The sequence below is a fragment of the Sphingosinicellaceae bacterium genome (assembly GCA_019285715.1).
In the GTDB taxonomy this organism is placed as follows: domain Bacteria; phylum Pseudomonadota; class Alphaproteobacteria; order Sphingomonadales; family Sphingomonadaceae; genus Glacieibacterium.
The window spans coordinates 1,558,986-1,573,411 of record CP079108.1; the positions used below are offsets into that span (position 1 = coordinate 1,558,986).

The 14,426-nt window shown below is 63.7% G+C and carries 10 protein-coding genes, 1 pseudogene and 1 riboswitch; of the genes and pseudogenes, 5 read left to right on the top strand and 6 right to left on the bottom strand.

The window, feature by feature from the left end; translation table 11 throughout:
- Nucleotides 1-139: 139 nt before the first annotated feature.
- Nucleotides 140-358: riboswitch (cobalamin riboswitch) on the bottom strand.
- A 475-nt stretch (nt 359-833) separates the two neighbouring features.
- The 3 genes and pseudogenes from KX816_07225 to KX816_07235 all read right to left on the bottom strand — a co-directional run bounded on the left by KX816_07225 (nt 834) and on the right by KX816_07235 (nt 5,496).
- Nucleotides 834-3,266 (bottom strand): TonB-dependent receptor, encoded by a 2,433-nt coding sequence (locus KX816_07225; GenBank protein ID QXQ07786.1) that lies wholly within the window; start codon nt 3,264-3,266, stop codon nt 834-836.
- A gap of 104 nt (nt 3,267-3,370) precedes the next feature.
- Nucleotides 3,371-4,927: pseudogene (locus KX816_07230) on the bottom strand (GMC family oxidoreductase).
- A gap of 14 nt (nt 4,928-4,941) precedes the next feature.
- The gene (locus tag KX816_07235) at nt 4,942-5,496 is read right to left on the bottom strand and encodes a hypothetical protein (protein QXQ07787.1); all 555 of its coding nucleotides are present in this window, start codon (nt 5,494-5,496) and stop codon (nt 4,942-4,944) included.
- 187 nt (nt 5,497-5,683) lie between these two features.
- Between KX816_07235 and KX816_07240 the strand changes: the two genes are divergently transcribed.
- The 4 genes from KX816_07240 to KX816_07255 all read left to right on the top strand — a co-directional run bounded on the left by KX816_07240 (nt 5,684) and on the right by KX816_07255 (nt 8,767).
- Nucleotides 5,684-6,778 carry an LLM class flavin-dependent oxidoreductase gene (locus KX816_07240; protein QXQ08447.1) on the top strand — a complete coding sequence of 365 codons (1,095 nt, stop codon included), beginning with the start codon at nt 5,684-5,686 and terminating at the stop codon, nt 6,776-6,778.
- 570 nt (nt 6,779-7,348) lie between these two features.
- Nucleotides 7,349-7,543 carry a hypothetical protein gene (locus KX816_07245; protein ID QXQ07788.1) on the top strand — a complete coding sequence of 65 codons (195 nt, stop codon included), beginning with the start codon at nt 7,349-7,351 and terminating at the stop codon, nt 7,541-7,543.
- A 3-nt stretch (nt 7,544-7,546) separates the two neighbouring features.
- Nucleotides 7,547-8,074 (top strand): radical SAM protein, encoded by a 528-nt coding sequence (locus KX816_07250; protein QXQ07789.1) that lies wholly within the window; start codon nt 7,547-7,549, stop codon nt 8,072-8,074.
- A gap of 24 nt (nt 8,075-8,098) precedes the next feature.
- A complete protein-coding gene (locus KX816_07255; protein ID QXQ07790.1) occupies nt 8,099-8,767 on the top strand; it encodes an SPASM domain-containing protein in 669 nt (222 codons plus the stop codon).
- Nucleotides 8,768-9,528: 761 nt separating this feature from the next.
- Here the strand turns inward: KX816_07255 and KX816_07260 are convergent.
- The 3 genes from KX816_07260 to KX816_07270 form a co-directional block, all read right to left on the bottom strand.
- Nucleotides 9,529-10,326, bottom strand: coding sequence for a PEPxxWA-CTERM sorting domain-containing protein (locus KX816_07260; GenBank protein ID QXQ07791.1), 798 nt, complete (start codon nt 10,324-10,326; stop codon nt 9,529-9,531).
- A 127-nt stretch (nt 10,327-10,453) separates the two neighbouring features.
- Entirely contained in the window at nt 10,454-11,572 is a 1,119-nt protein-coding gene (locus KX816_07265; protein ID QXQ07792.1) for a helix-turn-helix transcriptional regulator, read from the bottom strand.
- 413 nt (nt 11,573-11,985) lie between these two features.
- Nucleotides 11,986-12,552, bottom strand: coding sequence for a PEPxxWA-CTERM sorting domain-containing protein (locus KX816_07270; protein QXQ07793.1), 567 nt, complete (start codon nt 12,550-12,552; stop codon nt 11,986-11,988).
- A 179-nt stretch (nt 12,553-12,731) separates the two neighbouring features.
- On the opposite strand from KX816_07270, the gene KX816_07275 reads away from it, so the two are divergent.
- Nucleotides 12,732-14,318, top strand: a complete 1,587-nt coding sequence (locus KX816_07275) for a winged helix-turn-helix domain-containing protein (GenBank protein ID QXQ07794.1) — start codon at nt 12,732-12,734, stop codon at nt 14,316-14,318.
- Nucleotides 14,319-14,426 lie beyond the last annotated feature (108 nt).

The window sequence follows — 14,426 nt, forward strand, 5'->3', positions numbered from 1 at the left end:
AAGATGAAATCGTTGGGGGCGGACTCGTCATGGGCCTTACCTCGTCATGTGGGAGGAGGCCCGAAAGAACGCGCAAACACAGGCCGCCAGGCTGAGACCGGGCGCGCTTTGCGCGATCCATCGGAGGCACCCCGCCCGAGGAACGTTATCACGACGAGGCAGGTCTCCTGGCTTACGGGTCGACACGATGGTCCTGGCCTTCCCGGCGGTCGCCCGCCAGTGACACATCTCTGGACCACCGCTCACCGCTTACAGTTGCGGGGGCAGCGCCGGAATCCACCCTTGCGGATGTCACCGTCTTCCCGTCTTGGCTCCGCCGCCATTGCTGGAGCAGAGAACCTCGACGCTCGCTATTGACCGAACTTCGCCACGCCTGTCAATGCGCATATAAAGAATTCTTTATGTCATTCCTGGAACGCCGGGTATGGTTCCGCGCTACACGCCAATTGCCAGGCAACTTATCTACATCGGACAGCAGCGGAACGATCTCGCGGCTACTGCACCTGTCTCGGCGACTGGCGGGAGCCGACATTTGCCGGATGGTGACTCTGGTGGTGGGCGTATCGGCTGCTTTCGCATTCATTCTGGTGGAAAGCCGAATGGCGGCTTTCGGGCGGTCAGATGGCGTAAGGGGACGTTTGTTCAGGAAGTTGCGGTGGCAGCTACGCCCCGTTCGGTTCATCAATGGGATGTGAGCGCCGCCCTTTGATCATTCGCACGGTCCGTTTGGACGTATTTAGAATGGACAGCCGACCCCAGTTCTGTCTCAAGGCGTTCCTGCCATTGCGGGAGCGATCCGCCCCTCGGTCAGATAGCCAAAGGGCGGAGTTGGTCTAGAAGTCGTAGCGGGCGCCGACCTGGAACAGCCGCGGCGGCTTGTATGACAACTCGTTGCAGCCGCAGAAGCTCGCGAGGTCGAAGCCCTGCACGCCGGCGCGAACGTCGGTGACGTTCTTGACGGCAAAGCTGAGTTGTAGGTCGCGTAACGTCCAGATCACGCTGGTGTTGACCATGATCACGCGGTTGTAGCGGTCGGCGGTGAAGTTGCGGAGGTTGTAGTAGAATGCACCCGTGTACTCGGCATCGCCACCAATCGACAGGCGACCACCGAATGCGTCGAAGCCATAGCGCAAGATCGCCGTGCCCTGAAGCTGCGGTGCATAGACCGGCTTGACGTCACGGGAGATCGGGCCACCGACGCGCAGCGGCACGTTCTTTACCGTCGCATCAAACCACGACACCGATACACCCGCGTCGAGGCCGGGGATCGGCGAAGTGAACAACTCGGCCTCGCCGCCGTAAGTGGTGTCGTTGGCATTGATCACGACACCGGACACGCCGGTGAACAGGAACGCCTGGTAGTTCTTGTAATCATAGTAATAACCCGCGGCGTTGAAGCGGGTGCGGCCATCGGGGAAGGTGTATTTGAAGCCGCCCTCGTAGCTCGTCAGGACTTCGGCTTTGTACGGGATGGCAGTGATCGGCACTGGCAGGCCGCCAGCAAGCGCGGCGTTGTAGCTTCCCGCCTTCACGCCGCGATTGATGCCGACATAGAGCAGCAGGTCGCTGTCGGGACGGTATTCGAGCTGTGCCTTGCCGGCCCACAGGGTCTGGCCGCGCTTGTCGGCATAGGGCTTGCCGGCATCGGGTCCGATGATCGTCGGCGGGCCGTCCTGCGCATCGCGGGAGCCGGTCGTGGCGTAGATCGCCTGGAAGAAGTCGTACTTCTTCTGCTCCTGGATGATCCGGCCACCGAGAACCAGTGTCAGCTTGGGCGCGAACTGCCAGTCGAACTGGCCGAATGCGGAGTAGGAATCGGTCTTCAGTTTCGCGTCAAGGCCGAGGTCGAACGGGGCCCCGGGGACGACGCTGCCGACCGGAAACTTGAGGCCGTTGATCGCGTGGTTGTCGATGTGGAGATAGTACAGCCCGGCGACCCAGTTGACGTTGTCGACTTTGCCGTTGAGCCGGAACTCCTGCGATACGGTGCTGGCATGGACGCCGGCATAGTTTGCCGCCTGGTTGCCCGGGCCACCGTCGACATCGACGAATAGCAGCTTGGAGAAGTGCTTGTAATCGGTCACCGAGGTCAGCGTGACGGCGTCCGACAGCTCGACGTCGCCGGTCAGGTTGGCACCGATGGTCTTGACGTGGTCCTGCTTCTTGAAGGCAAAATCACTCGAGGTGCGGAAGTCGGGGCCGTCGGGATCCTTGTAGCCGAAGAAGTCGCCGCCGGGATTGGGGCGGCCGAACGAATCCCCGAAAACGCCGTTGTTATCGGTATCGGTGCCGGCGTCGGATCCATTGGCGGCGATCGAGGCGCGGGTTTCACCCGCGGCGGTGTTGGTCACGTCAACCAGTTCGCCCGCTGCGTTGAAGTGAGCGATAGTCGACTTGGCCTGATAGGGCGCGGTCGCCATGCGGCTACGCGCGGCGTTGACCGACAGGGTGAATGACGATGTCTCGCTCGGCTTGAACAGCGTCGTGATGCGCCCGGCGAGCGTGTCGTCGTCGCCGAGGTTGGCACCGGCGCCCGCGCCGGGCGCGCCACCGACCGCGCCCACAGGGTATTCGTTGCGGAGCAGAGGGTCGCTCTTATTCCACATCATTGCGGCGCGGACCGCGAGCTTGGGCGACAGCGGCACGTTGAGCGCGGCCTCGCCGTGGAAGGTGCCGGGCGTGCCGACTGATTCGTACAGCCCGTACTTGAGGTCGACGAAGCCCTCGACCTTGTCGAGGTCGGGTTTGACGGTGATGAAGTGGACGAGGCCGCCGGTCGCGTTGCGGCCGAACAGCGTGCCTTGCGGACCCTTCAGCACTTCGACGCGGTCGATGTCGAACAATGCGAAGGTCTGGCCCTGCGCAACGGCAATGTAGCCCTCGTCGAGATAGACCGCGTTAGGCGCCTCGACGATGTCGGCGAAGTCGTTCTGCGTGACGCCGCGGATGGTATATTGCGTGTTCTGCCCGGCGATATTGCCGCCGGTGTGAACGCCTGGCGAGAACGACGCGAGCTCACGCGAGTCGGTGATGTTGAGGGCGCGGAGCTGCGCTCCCGAATACGCGGTGATGGCGATGCCGACGTCCTGCACTCGCTGCGAGCGCTTTTGGGCGGTGACGATGATCTCGCCGCCGAGGTCGGAGGCCGCTGCGCTGTCGATGGGCGTTGCCGGCGTGGCGACTGTCGCCTGCGCCGACGCGGCGCTCGGTGACAGGCTCAAGGTCGCAACCGCAAGTGCCGCGATGCAGGTCCCGAATTTAAGCATGCTAGTCCCCTTGTTGAGTGATGTCGGCGTTGCTTCGCTCCCTTGGGTCGATCGGGGTCTCGAGGCCCCGTTTCAGCGTGACGGTGGCGTTGTCGGGTCGTCCTTTATGAGCGGCTGAAAAGGTCGCCACGGTCGTCGGCGAAATGGTCGGCCGTGCGCAGGGCGAGCGCCTGCAGCGTGAAGGTCGGGTTGACGCTGCCCTCGGTCGGGAACAGGCCCGAGCCGGCGACGTAGAGATTGTCGAGCCCATGGACCCGGCCGAAGCTGTCGGTAACCGACGACTTTGCGGCGCGCCCCATGATGGTGCCGCCGGCGAAATGCGCGGAGCCCATCGGGGTGTGCCAGGTCTCGGTCGCGCCGCCGGCCTTGAAGATCGCCGCCCCCTCGTCGCGCATCGCCGCCCACAGCCGCTTGGCATCGTCGGAGAAGCGGTGGACCAGCCGGGCCGGGCGGACACCCCAGGCGTTAGTGCCGTCGCCGAGTTCGACGCGGTTGTCGGGGTTTGGCTCCGCCTCGCACATGCCGATCATGTTGGCGGCGTGGCGCGCGGCGCGGTGCATAAAGTCGTCGAGTGCCGCGCCGTTTAGGTCCATCCGCGACGCCGCGAGCCCGGCGAGGTCGTTGGGCTTGATCGACGGCGCGATGAGCCATTGCCGGCTGCCAAACGCGCCCGGCGTCGCGGTCTTGGCATAGTCGTCGTGACAGATCAGGTGCGCCCCGGTGACCCCGCGATGCGGCTCGGTCGCTTCCGGAAAGATGCCGAGGATCTGGATCAGCCCGTGCGTCATCAGGTTGCGACCGACGAGGCCAGCGGCATTGCCGACGCCGGTCGGGTGCACCGGGCTGGCGGAATTGAGCATCAGTGCCGGATTACCCACTACCGAGCCGGCGAGGATGACGAGGCGCGCCGGCTGGACCGCCAGCCGTCCGGCAGCGTCGCGGTACTGGACCGCGTCGATGCGCTTGCCGGTCGAAGCCACCAGGTGCGTCACCGGCGTGTCGACCAGGATGCGCGCGCCGGCGGCCTCAGCGCGGGGCAGGTCCTTCGCCAGCGGGTTCGCCAGCGCCATGATCGGACAGCCGGCGTCGCACCAGCCGTCGTACTGGCACGGGGGCCGGCCTGCGTACTCGACCGAGTTGACCGCCATCGGGGCGGGCGCGGTGCGCTTGCCGACGGCGGCAAAGGCGCGGGCGAGCAGGCGGCCTTGCGCCAGAGGGTCGAGCGGCGGCATCGGATAGGGTGCGCCGGCCGGCCGCCAAATCTCGGCTGCAGCATCGCCCGAGATGCCGACCTCGGCCTGGATACGGTCGTAGAACGGGCGCAGTTCGTCATAGCCGATCGGCCAGTCGAGGCCGCGACCGTGGTCACGCCGCATGCTGAAGTCGGCGGCGTGCATCCGCGGCCACGTCGCATAATGGTGGAGCGCGGCCCCGCCGGTACCCCAGCCGGCGTTGAAGCCGAAGCCGACCGGGTCGGCCCCGGTGGTGGCGACCGGCGGACCACCCCAACGCAGGCGACGGCTCCAGATCTGCGAACTGACGAGGTCCTGCGCGTCACGTCGTGGGCCAGCCTCGAACATCACCACGGAGCGACCCGCCTCCGCCAGCCGCGCGCCGAGGACTGCGCCCACGGAGCCGGCCCCGACGATGGCGACATCGATGGTTTGCTGCACGCTCACCAGTCGGTCTCCGGCTCGATGTGCGCGAGGTAGTCGATACCGAGGCGAGCAAAGCCGGCGCGTGTGCCGTAGGCAATGTCGACCGCATCGAGGCGCACCGCGAACAGGAACAGTGGCGGCGGCGGACCCTGCCAACCGGACGGCGCCGGGCCGTTCAGGGCGGCCAGGACCGTGTTCCAGCGAGGATCACTCGTCGGCGGCGCGGCTCCGTGCAGACGCTGCAACGAGGCCAGTGCGGAGCGGTAGAAAGCGGCATAAGGCGGCGCCACGTCGAGGTAGCGAAGCGCAAGCAGGCTCTCGGCCGCCGGCAGTGCGAGATGGTGGTCGACATAGTGAACTAGCCCCGCAGCCCGCGACGGCGTGGCGATCGCCTCGCCGAGACCGGCCAGCCAGGCTGCCTCCACGGGGTCGAGTATCGCGAACCCGGCGCTCGCCGCGGTAGCCTCCGCCGACGACATCCATGCCGGTGTTCCCGCGACGCTCGCCAGTACCAGACCGATCGTGGAGTTCCGGATCACGTCGCGACGCGAAGGTGCCGGTTGGCCAGTCATGCCGGGCCGGCTTTATCGGACACCACACGCACCGCTGGCCGGCATGTCTCCACGATCGCTGCAGCGCCTCCAAGTCGTTGATGAAAAAGCTATCAATGATTCGTAATCTCGACAATGCTTCAGACCTAAATTACTTTTTCGTCAGCAATAATCGATCGGGGTGTGTCTAATGGACAGCAGGCGCGGCATGGCGCGAGCCGACCATTTCAAGCTCGGGACGTTCGCCAGCAATTGCTCGGGCGGAATGTCGGTGACGACCGTGCCGGAACGCTGGTCAGGGAGTTGGGACGACAACCTGCGGCTGGCGCGCCTGCTCGACGCGGCGGACATCGACTTCATGCTGCCGATCGCGCGCTGGATCGGCTACGGCGGTGCGACCAATTTTCACGGCAACGTGCTGGAAACGATGACCTGGGCAGCGGGGCTGCTGGCAGCGACGAGCCATATCGACATCTTCGCGACGATCCATACCGTCGCCAATCACCCGGTCATCGTGGCCAAGCAGATGGCGACCATCGATGCCATCGGGCATGGCCGTGCCGGGCTGAACATCGTTGCGGGCTGGAACGAGCCCGAATATCGAGCCCTCGGCATGACGCTGCCGCAGGATCACGAAACGCGCTACGCCTACGCGCAGCAGTGGTTCGACGTGGTCGAGGCACTGTGGAGCCGCGACGGCGCCTTCGACTGGAACACCGAACACTTCAAGCTTGCGGGCGTCCACGGCGACCCCAAGCCGCTGTTCGGACGGCCGCCGATCATCAGCGCCGCCGGCTCCGAAATCGGCCGCGATTTCGCCATCCGCAACGCCGACTTCCTGTTTACCCCGACGATCGACATCGCCCGCACCACCGCCGAAGTCGTCGATCTGAAAGCGCGTGCACGCGACGCCGGGCGTGACATCGAAGTGCTGACCTTCGCCCATGTCGTCTGCCGCCCGACGGAGCGCGAGGCGCTGGATTATGTCGCGCGCTTCGCCGGTGACGCGATCGACATGCCCGCGCTCGACAACCTCGTACGGCTGCAGTTTGCCCATGCCCAGTCGTTTCCGCACGACCTGCTGGCGCTGATCCGCGACCGAATGGGTATGGGACATGGCGGCTATCCGCTGATCGGCACACCGGAGCAGGTCGCCGAGGGATTGATCGCGCTCCACGCCGCCGGCCTTGGCGGGACGACGCTGTCATTCGTCGACTATGCGGAGGAGTTTCCCTATTTCCGCGACACCGTGCTGCCGATGCTCGAGGCCGCCGGCCTGCGCCAGCCGCGTGGCAGAAATTAAAGCCCCCAATAGTTCGCCTTACGCATTCAGCGATTGGATCGCCGGCGGGCGGCTACCCATGCCCCCTGCTCGGATGTCATGTTTTTGGGGTGCGCGCGGGCGCCCGTGCTTGGTCTCCTGTTCGCAGTTTGTCGCCGATGGGTGCAGGAGCATCGCTAAATCGTCACACTTATCGCTTCGATCTAGGGTCACGAAGCGATGCCTGGAACTAACAGAGAGCTCCATTCGCCTACAAGCCGAAGGGAAGCTAACCGCCAACTTGGCCGTCCGTCGCCGCGGTCCGCGCGCTTACGCGACATGAATAGATGTCCACTTCTAGGAAGCAATGATCGGGCTGTGAGCGACCGACTCTGGGTCTGCCCGGACTCAACCTCGGTTTTCTCTGCGAGCTCCAGAGCATCCTCGACATCGACGCCGAGGTAGCGGGCGGTGATCTCAATCTGGCATTAGCGCCTATCTCCGTGGTGCGGTAGATGACATAGCTAGGGAACAGTTTCAGGGTAGGCTTCTAGTTTCTAGAGCACTGCGTTAACGTTAGAATATCTGTGTCGCAGCCGAGGACATGAGAATATGGCCATCGAAAAGCCCGGTGCGCCGCGCGTAGGCCGGATGGTCTACCACTCGGCGATCCGGGAAACGATCGAGCCGGGTGACCTCGACCGCATGCGCGCGGTGCTCGAGCGAGCCAAGGCGTTGGAAGCGGAATTTGGCGGCATGGAGGAAGCGATCGCCCGCCTCGAGACCGCGATCAAGGACGCGAGTTGAGCGATGTCGAAGGCGGCGACCCGACTTCCAAGACGCTTCTTCGAAGCGAGCGAGCAGGAGAGGCGGGTCCCGGTCAGTGTCGTCTGGGAACTGACCGCCGCCTGCGATCTCGGCTGCGCCCATTGCGGTTCGCGCGCGGGACGGCGGATGGCAGCGGAGCTGGACACCGCCGAGTGCCTGCAGCTGATTGACGAGATGGCGGCGCTCGGTGTCCGCGACGTGGGCCTGATCGGCGGCGAAGTATATCTGCGCAAGGACTGGCTCCAGATCATCCGCGCCGTCCGCGCTGCAGGGATGGACTGCTCCTTGCAGACAGGCGGGCGCCACATGACCGCCGAACGGGCCGGTGCCGCTGTCGAGGCTGGCGTGCAGAGCATCGGAGTATCGGTCGACGGTCTTCGAGAGACGCACGACCAGCTTCGCGGCGTGCGCGGCAGTTTCGATCGGGCGATAGAGTTGCTGTCGACGCTGCGCGCGTTGCCGATCCAAGCGAGTGTCAATACCCAAATCAACCGCCTGTCGATGCCCTAGCTTCCGGCACTTCTCGATCTGCTTTTGTCGCTGGCTGTAAACAACTGGCAGCTCGCGCTGACTGTTGCCATGGGCAACGCTGCCGATCGTCCCGAGCTGATTGTCCAGCCCTACGAGCTGCTTGAGCTATTCCCCACATTGTCTCGGCTCCACGGGGAGGCCAAGGCCAACGGAATGGTGCTCCAGCCATCTAACAACATCGGTTACTTCGGCCCGTTCGAGCGCCAGCTCCGGCACGTCAACGACGAAGCCATCCACTGGTCCGGATGCGCGGCGGGCGACAACGTTTTCGGTATCGAGGCGAACGGAAACATCAAGGGATGTCCGGGGCTGCAGGCCGATTACATCGGCGGTAACATACGAGATGCACCGCTCGCGACGATCTGGGAGCACGCCGACAATCTGGGCGTCGCACGCAACGGCGATCGGTCGCGGCTGTGGGGTCATTGCGCGCAATGCTATTATGCCGAGGCCTGCATGGGCGGCTGCACCTGGACCAGCCATTCGCTGTTCGGGCGGCCAGGCAACAATCCGCTCTGCCATTATCGCGCGCTCGACTTCGCCCGACGCGGACTGCGCGAGCGTCTCGTCAAGGTCACCCCCGCACCCGGCCTACGCTTCGATAACGGTCGCTTTGAAATCGTTGTCGAAGCGCACGTGCACAGCGCGGACTACGTGCAGGATCCTCGTTGAATCCCCGCATTGGCCGGATTGCGCCCGACCTCGTGTTGTGCCGTGGTTGCGGCGCGTTCGTCTATCCCGATCCGTCCAACTGTCACCATTGCGGTGCCGACGTCGCCGGGGAAGCGCTCCGCCATTCGCGCGCAATGGCTGAAGCGCGGGCTGCCTTTGACCAACTTACGGAGCTCCTTTCACGGACGTAGTCCCGGAGAGCCATTGATCGCGTGATGCCGATTTGACGATTAGGTACTGAAGGGTAGACGGTAACTGTAGGGTGGAGCCCAGCGCAAACTTCGCGACTTAGCGCACAGCTGTCGACGGGTCGGATGAATGAACGGCCGGCTTTTGGAAGCCGCCATACACCGTTGAATGTCCACTTCTGGACCGTCACCACTGTACAGCGTAGGGACGGAGCCTGCGGCCGCCAGTAGGCAGTTTACGCCTTGAGCACCTAGATACGTATACTGATATTAAACCCAGATAAGCCGCTCAATCTTTTGCAGCAGCAGCCCCGCTTCGATGCTCTAGAGAAAATTCAGACATCCGCCCCGACGCCTTGGATTGGCGTCAGGGCGGTGCCGTGACACACCGCCCCCCGGCGGCGGCCCTCATCGGGCACACACGGCAGGGCCGTGCCGTGTGTGCCTGCTTTCGCAACCGCGACTACCGAATGGTCCGGAGCCAAGGGTCCCGAAGTGAGCTTCTTTCGCGTGAACAGCTCGGCGCTTTAGTTGCCGCTTCGCGACCAACTGTGCCTCGCGACGGGCATAAGATCAGGCAGCAAACGTTACGCGCCGGCGGCGCTGCGAGACGCCAACGAGGCCGAAGCCCGTGATCATCAGCGCCCAGCTCGCCGGTTCAGGGACCGTGCCGCCCGGATCGACCTGGCCACCGATGAAGCCAATCAGATTCTTGGTTAGTTGCTGCGATTCAAAATTGGCATCTGTTTGCAGGAAGTTGACGTCGAAGATCGCCGTGAGCGCTCCAGCCTTTGCGTTGGCCAGCGTCCCGACGCCGAACGCGACCCCGCTACCGCCACTGTCGTTTGAGGTAATAAACTGACCGGTGCCTGCCGTTGTGAGACCTCCGGCGACCGAATACTGAAGTGTCGAAACAGCATTCGGACCGGTGAACGGCGCGATTACAGTCTGGTTATCGCCCGGAACGATATACGTCAACGATCCACCGCCGGCTGCGGCGATCAGAGAAATAACGCTGTCGTTGCGGGTGCCAAAGAAAGCATTTTCGCCCATGGCGAAGATACCGCCGCCGCTCGCGAGATAGCTGACATATTCGGCCTGCAGCGGCGCGTCGATCGGGCTGCTATTCGAGAAACGGATGTCCCAGACCTGCTGATAACCGACAAGACTGATCGGGGTCGTGTCAACGACCGTAACGGTATTCCCCACCGCTATATGAAGCTGCGATATCTGTTGGGTAATCGAGGCGGTCGTGCCGGCCTCCGACGTTTCACCAGCGCCATTGACGATCAGGATATTCCCGGCGTTGGCGGCCGTGGCGATGCTAAGGACGGCGATCGCCGCCAGAACGGTACTGGGCACCAATTTCACGATTTTTCCCCTTGCAGCTCGAGACAGTGAGTTTTGCGATTCAAGGGTTAGCCATTCAAAGCAGGCGCCACATGGTCCATCTGCACTACGCGGCAGTAAAAGTTTCGTGAAGATTAACGGCGAAGCGTTACCCTCCTGAGCGGCTCAGCATCAGAACGAGCGCAGACTGGCGATTGGTATGCGTTTTCTCATAGAGCGCCTGGAGCTGGTTCCGCACCGTTTGGAAACTCACGCCAAGCCGAGCCGCTGCCTCGCGGGGACTTTGTCCATCAAGAAGTGCCATGGCGACTCGCGTCTCCGCGGTGGTAAGCCCGTAGCTCACCTGATTGCGCGCCGCCAAGACATCCCGCGCGACGGCAGGATCGCTAACCGCGACCATCGCCAGCGGTGCACCACCAAAGATCCCGGCAGCATTTCCGCGCACAGGCGTGACGAGCGCTACCAGGTCCTTTCCACCGGGCTGAGCGATCGAGACCGACCCGCCGGCGCGGCGCTCGGTATCTGACGCGGTGGCAAGGCAGATCGCAGCATCCAGCTGCCGTGATGTCTTCCGATCGACTGCGTAAAGGATGCCGCGATCGATACGTAGCCCGGATCCAGTGGCGGCTAGCGCTCGGGCGGCTTCGTTAGCGTGAGTTATGCGTCCAACAGTATCGATCAAAAAAACAGCGTGTTCGAGTGCATCGAGCACCATCATTGTCTCGCCACCGGCAATTCCCCCACCCAATTTGCGCGAAAGGTCGAAGGCGCGTCGGAGATGGGGGTGGAGCCGGCCCGCAAGTTCGACGTGTGCAGCGTTGAATCCGTCTATTGGCCGGTTGACATTTAGAACGCTGGTTTCGAGACCGTCAGCCGCGAGCCCGATCATCATTGAGGCATGAATGTCCTGAGGCTGGAGGAAGTCATTGTAGAACTCGGTTCGCGCAATCGTTTCACGTGGCAGGAAGTCCTCGTGAAAGCGAATTTTCGGCGTCCAGGCACGAATATATCGAACGGGGTGAGGCCTGTTGGCAAACGGGTTACGAATGGCAAAGTACGCCGTATACTTCTGTGGCATTACCGGATCGATCCGGGCGGTTATGCCGGTGCCACTACCGTCAGCGACGTTGACGCGTGACAACCAGGTGTTGGTCCCGCCAACCATGTCGGCGAGCCGCTCCATAGCAGGAACCCAAAGCTGCGGGTCGACGGCCGCTGCGTAAAGCAGGTCCAGGAACTCGCCCAGATCGTTGCCGTCCATGATCATCTAGTGCGGTCAGTGGCCCGCTAAATCAATGTTCTTGTTACGACTCTCTTTTTTGGGAGAGCCCCGCGCGCGCGGGGCCGATGCTAGGAGCAAGTGAAGAACCGTCATGCGCTCTAAAGGTCGTGATGAACTAGGGCTACGTCCGATCGGAACCGTAAGCGGCTCATCCACTCTGCCTCGACCTGTCTCTTTCCGAGGAACGGTCTGGGCCCGATTAAATAAGGTATTCCTACTGAACGAGAGTCCGGTTTCAGGCACCCGAAGATCAGCGTCAAGTGTCGGCTTTTGGGTCACGAACGCCGGGGCCGGCACGCCATTAGACGGCCTCAGCCCGGATAGCGCGCTCGAAGGGGGTTTTATTGGTTGGTGCCGGTGATGCCGCGACGGGTCACCACCGGCACCGCTATCCGACGCTAGACTGCCATCCGGGCCGGGGTGGCGAGTCGTCGCGAGCGGATAGCAAGACCTGTGGCCACGAAGCCGACGATCATCAACCCCCATGTCACCGGCTCCGGAACTGCGATGGCTCCCTCGCTGATCGTCAGCGTCGCGCTGGGCGGGCCGCCCGCAAATCGTATCGTCCCGATTCCCAGGAACGAACCGCTGGCGTTGGCGAACCGGCCCGTCCCACCTGTGACGACAAAGTTCTGGACGTTGTCGATAACCCCGATGGTACCCGCGTTCGACAACAGGCCGACGTAGGTACCGAACAGCGTCGCACCGCTGGCGAAGCTGTAGGTGAAGAGACCATCGTAATAAGCTGTATCGGGTGCACCGATCGCAATCGGCGGGCCGGAGTCGAGGCAATGGCTTTGAACTGCAGTGAACGCCCCAAAGTTCGACGCGCCGGTCGCATAAAATGGTCCGAAATTTCCGATGTTGACGGTCAGTCCGGCACAGCGCCCGCCCGATGCTGCAGGCGGGTTTGTGTTGTCGAAGGTGCCGCCGAACGACAAGGTGCCTGCCGACGCGGGTGCCACGGCGGGCAGGGCAAGCGCCGCTGCACAACAAGTTAATATCGGGATTCTCACGATCGCTGCTCCACAAAACGGGGCTGCACGCCCGCAACTTCGAGTTGCCGTAGCGGCTGCTTAAACGATAGGACCGCGCGACGACTTTTTGCCGACTTTTCGCCGACCATTCGGGTACGCTGACGGTAATGATCGACCTGGCCCACTGCGCCGACTTCAACCTTGGGCAGATCAGGGTTCGCCCCTCCTCGCGCGAATTGGTCGGTGCGGACGGCCCGGTGATGGTCGAACCCAAGGTGATGCAGGTTCTTGTTACACTTGCCGATGCCGGCGGTCGGGTCGTGTCGAGGGACGAACTCATCGAGAAGTGCTGGAGCGGCAGGGTCGTCGGCGAGGACGCTATCAACCGCATCATCAGCAAGCTTCGGCGCGTCGCGCAGGCGAGCGGCGGCGCCTTCCGCGTGGAGACGGTCGCGCGGTCCGGGCACCGGCTGCTCCAGGACGCTGTTGCCGTGGTAGAGTCGGCGACCGAGCCGACGCCAGTTCGCGCACAGCACCGGGCCTGGTGGCTCGTCCCGGCTTCCGCGGCAAGCCTCCTTATCGTCATCATGGTCGTGGCCGGCCGCCGCGAGCCCACACCCGTTGGCCACTTCGCGGGACCGGCTGCAATGCCGGCAGCCGTCACCGACCTCGAAACCCGCGGGCTGTCATCGATGTTCGAGAATACACCGGAGCAGACCGCAGAGGGCGTTGGCTATCTGCGCCAGGCGACTGCGCTTGCTCCGCGTGCTGCGCCGGTGTGGGGCTCGCTCGCCATGAGCTACGTGCTCAGCCTGGGCTGGGCCGCCCCAGGTGAGCGTGTGGGGATCGCGGCCCGTGTTCGCGACGCCGCCAATCGAGGCCTTGGCCTCGATCCTCGCGAAAGCCGGTCGGCTGCGGCGCTGGTTAGCCTGGAGCCTACTTTTGGCCGGTGGACGGCGAAGGCGGCAGCGCTCGCCGCTGCGAAGGCGCGATCTCGCCCTGATAACGGTCCACTGGCCTTTCAGGAGGCTCAGTTTCTGATGGCGACAGGCCGAAACCGGGCGGCATTGGCAGCGATCCGCCCGGTGATCGCAACTTCGCCATTGGTGCCTTGGGTTCGGGCCGCGCACATCGAGCTGCTCGCCGCCGCCGGAAGGCTTGTTGATGCGGACCGTGAGGCGGACGACGCCGCCAAGATCTGGCCGCGCGACCGGCTGATCTGGTTTACGCGTTTCGATCTCGCGACATTTAACGGCCAGCCTGAGCGGGCGCTCGCGATGGCCGCTGACCGCGGTGGCTGGCCAAAGCAGACGAGCGCTGCGGAAATCGAACTGGCGGCGCGAACTGCAAGAGCAATGGCGTCACGCAGCGCTGCCGACGCGAGTGCATTGCTGGCGACGCTTGCTGAAACCGCGAGGAATGGCCAAGCCGACGCCGAAAGGGCGATTCGCGCGGCAGTTGCATTAGGGCAGCCGGGTGCTGCGCTCTCGCTGGCACGCCGACTTTACGGGGCGCGCCTGATGGCGACGCCGCGTGCCACGGTCCTGCCAAACATAGGACAGCCCTCCGATGCAGACCCGCCAACTGCCGCGCTCTTTCTCCCGCCAGCCGGGCCGTTATGGACCGACCCGGCAATTTTCGATCTGATGGAGGAGATTGGACTTGCGGCTTACTGGCGCCGCGCCGGGCCACCCGACATCTGCAAGGTCCCAGACATGCGGTCGCGGTGTCGGGTGGCCGGTATTATCGGCTAATAAGTATCGTCGCGGCCTTCGAAAGCGCTGCCTTCGCCAGAGTTGCCGGCCACAACGCGATCTACCACAGCGTGAATGAACGTCCGATCTTGGGAACCTAGTAGAATG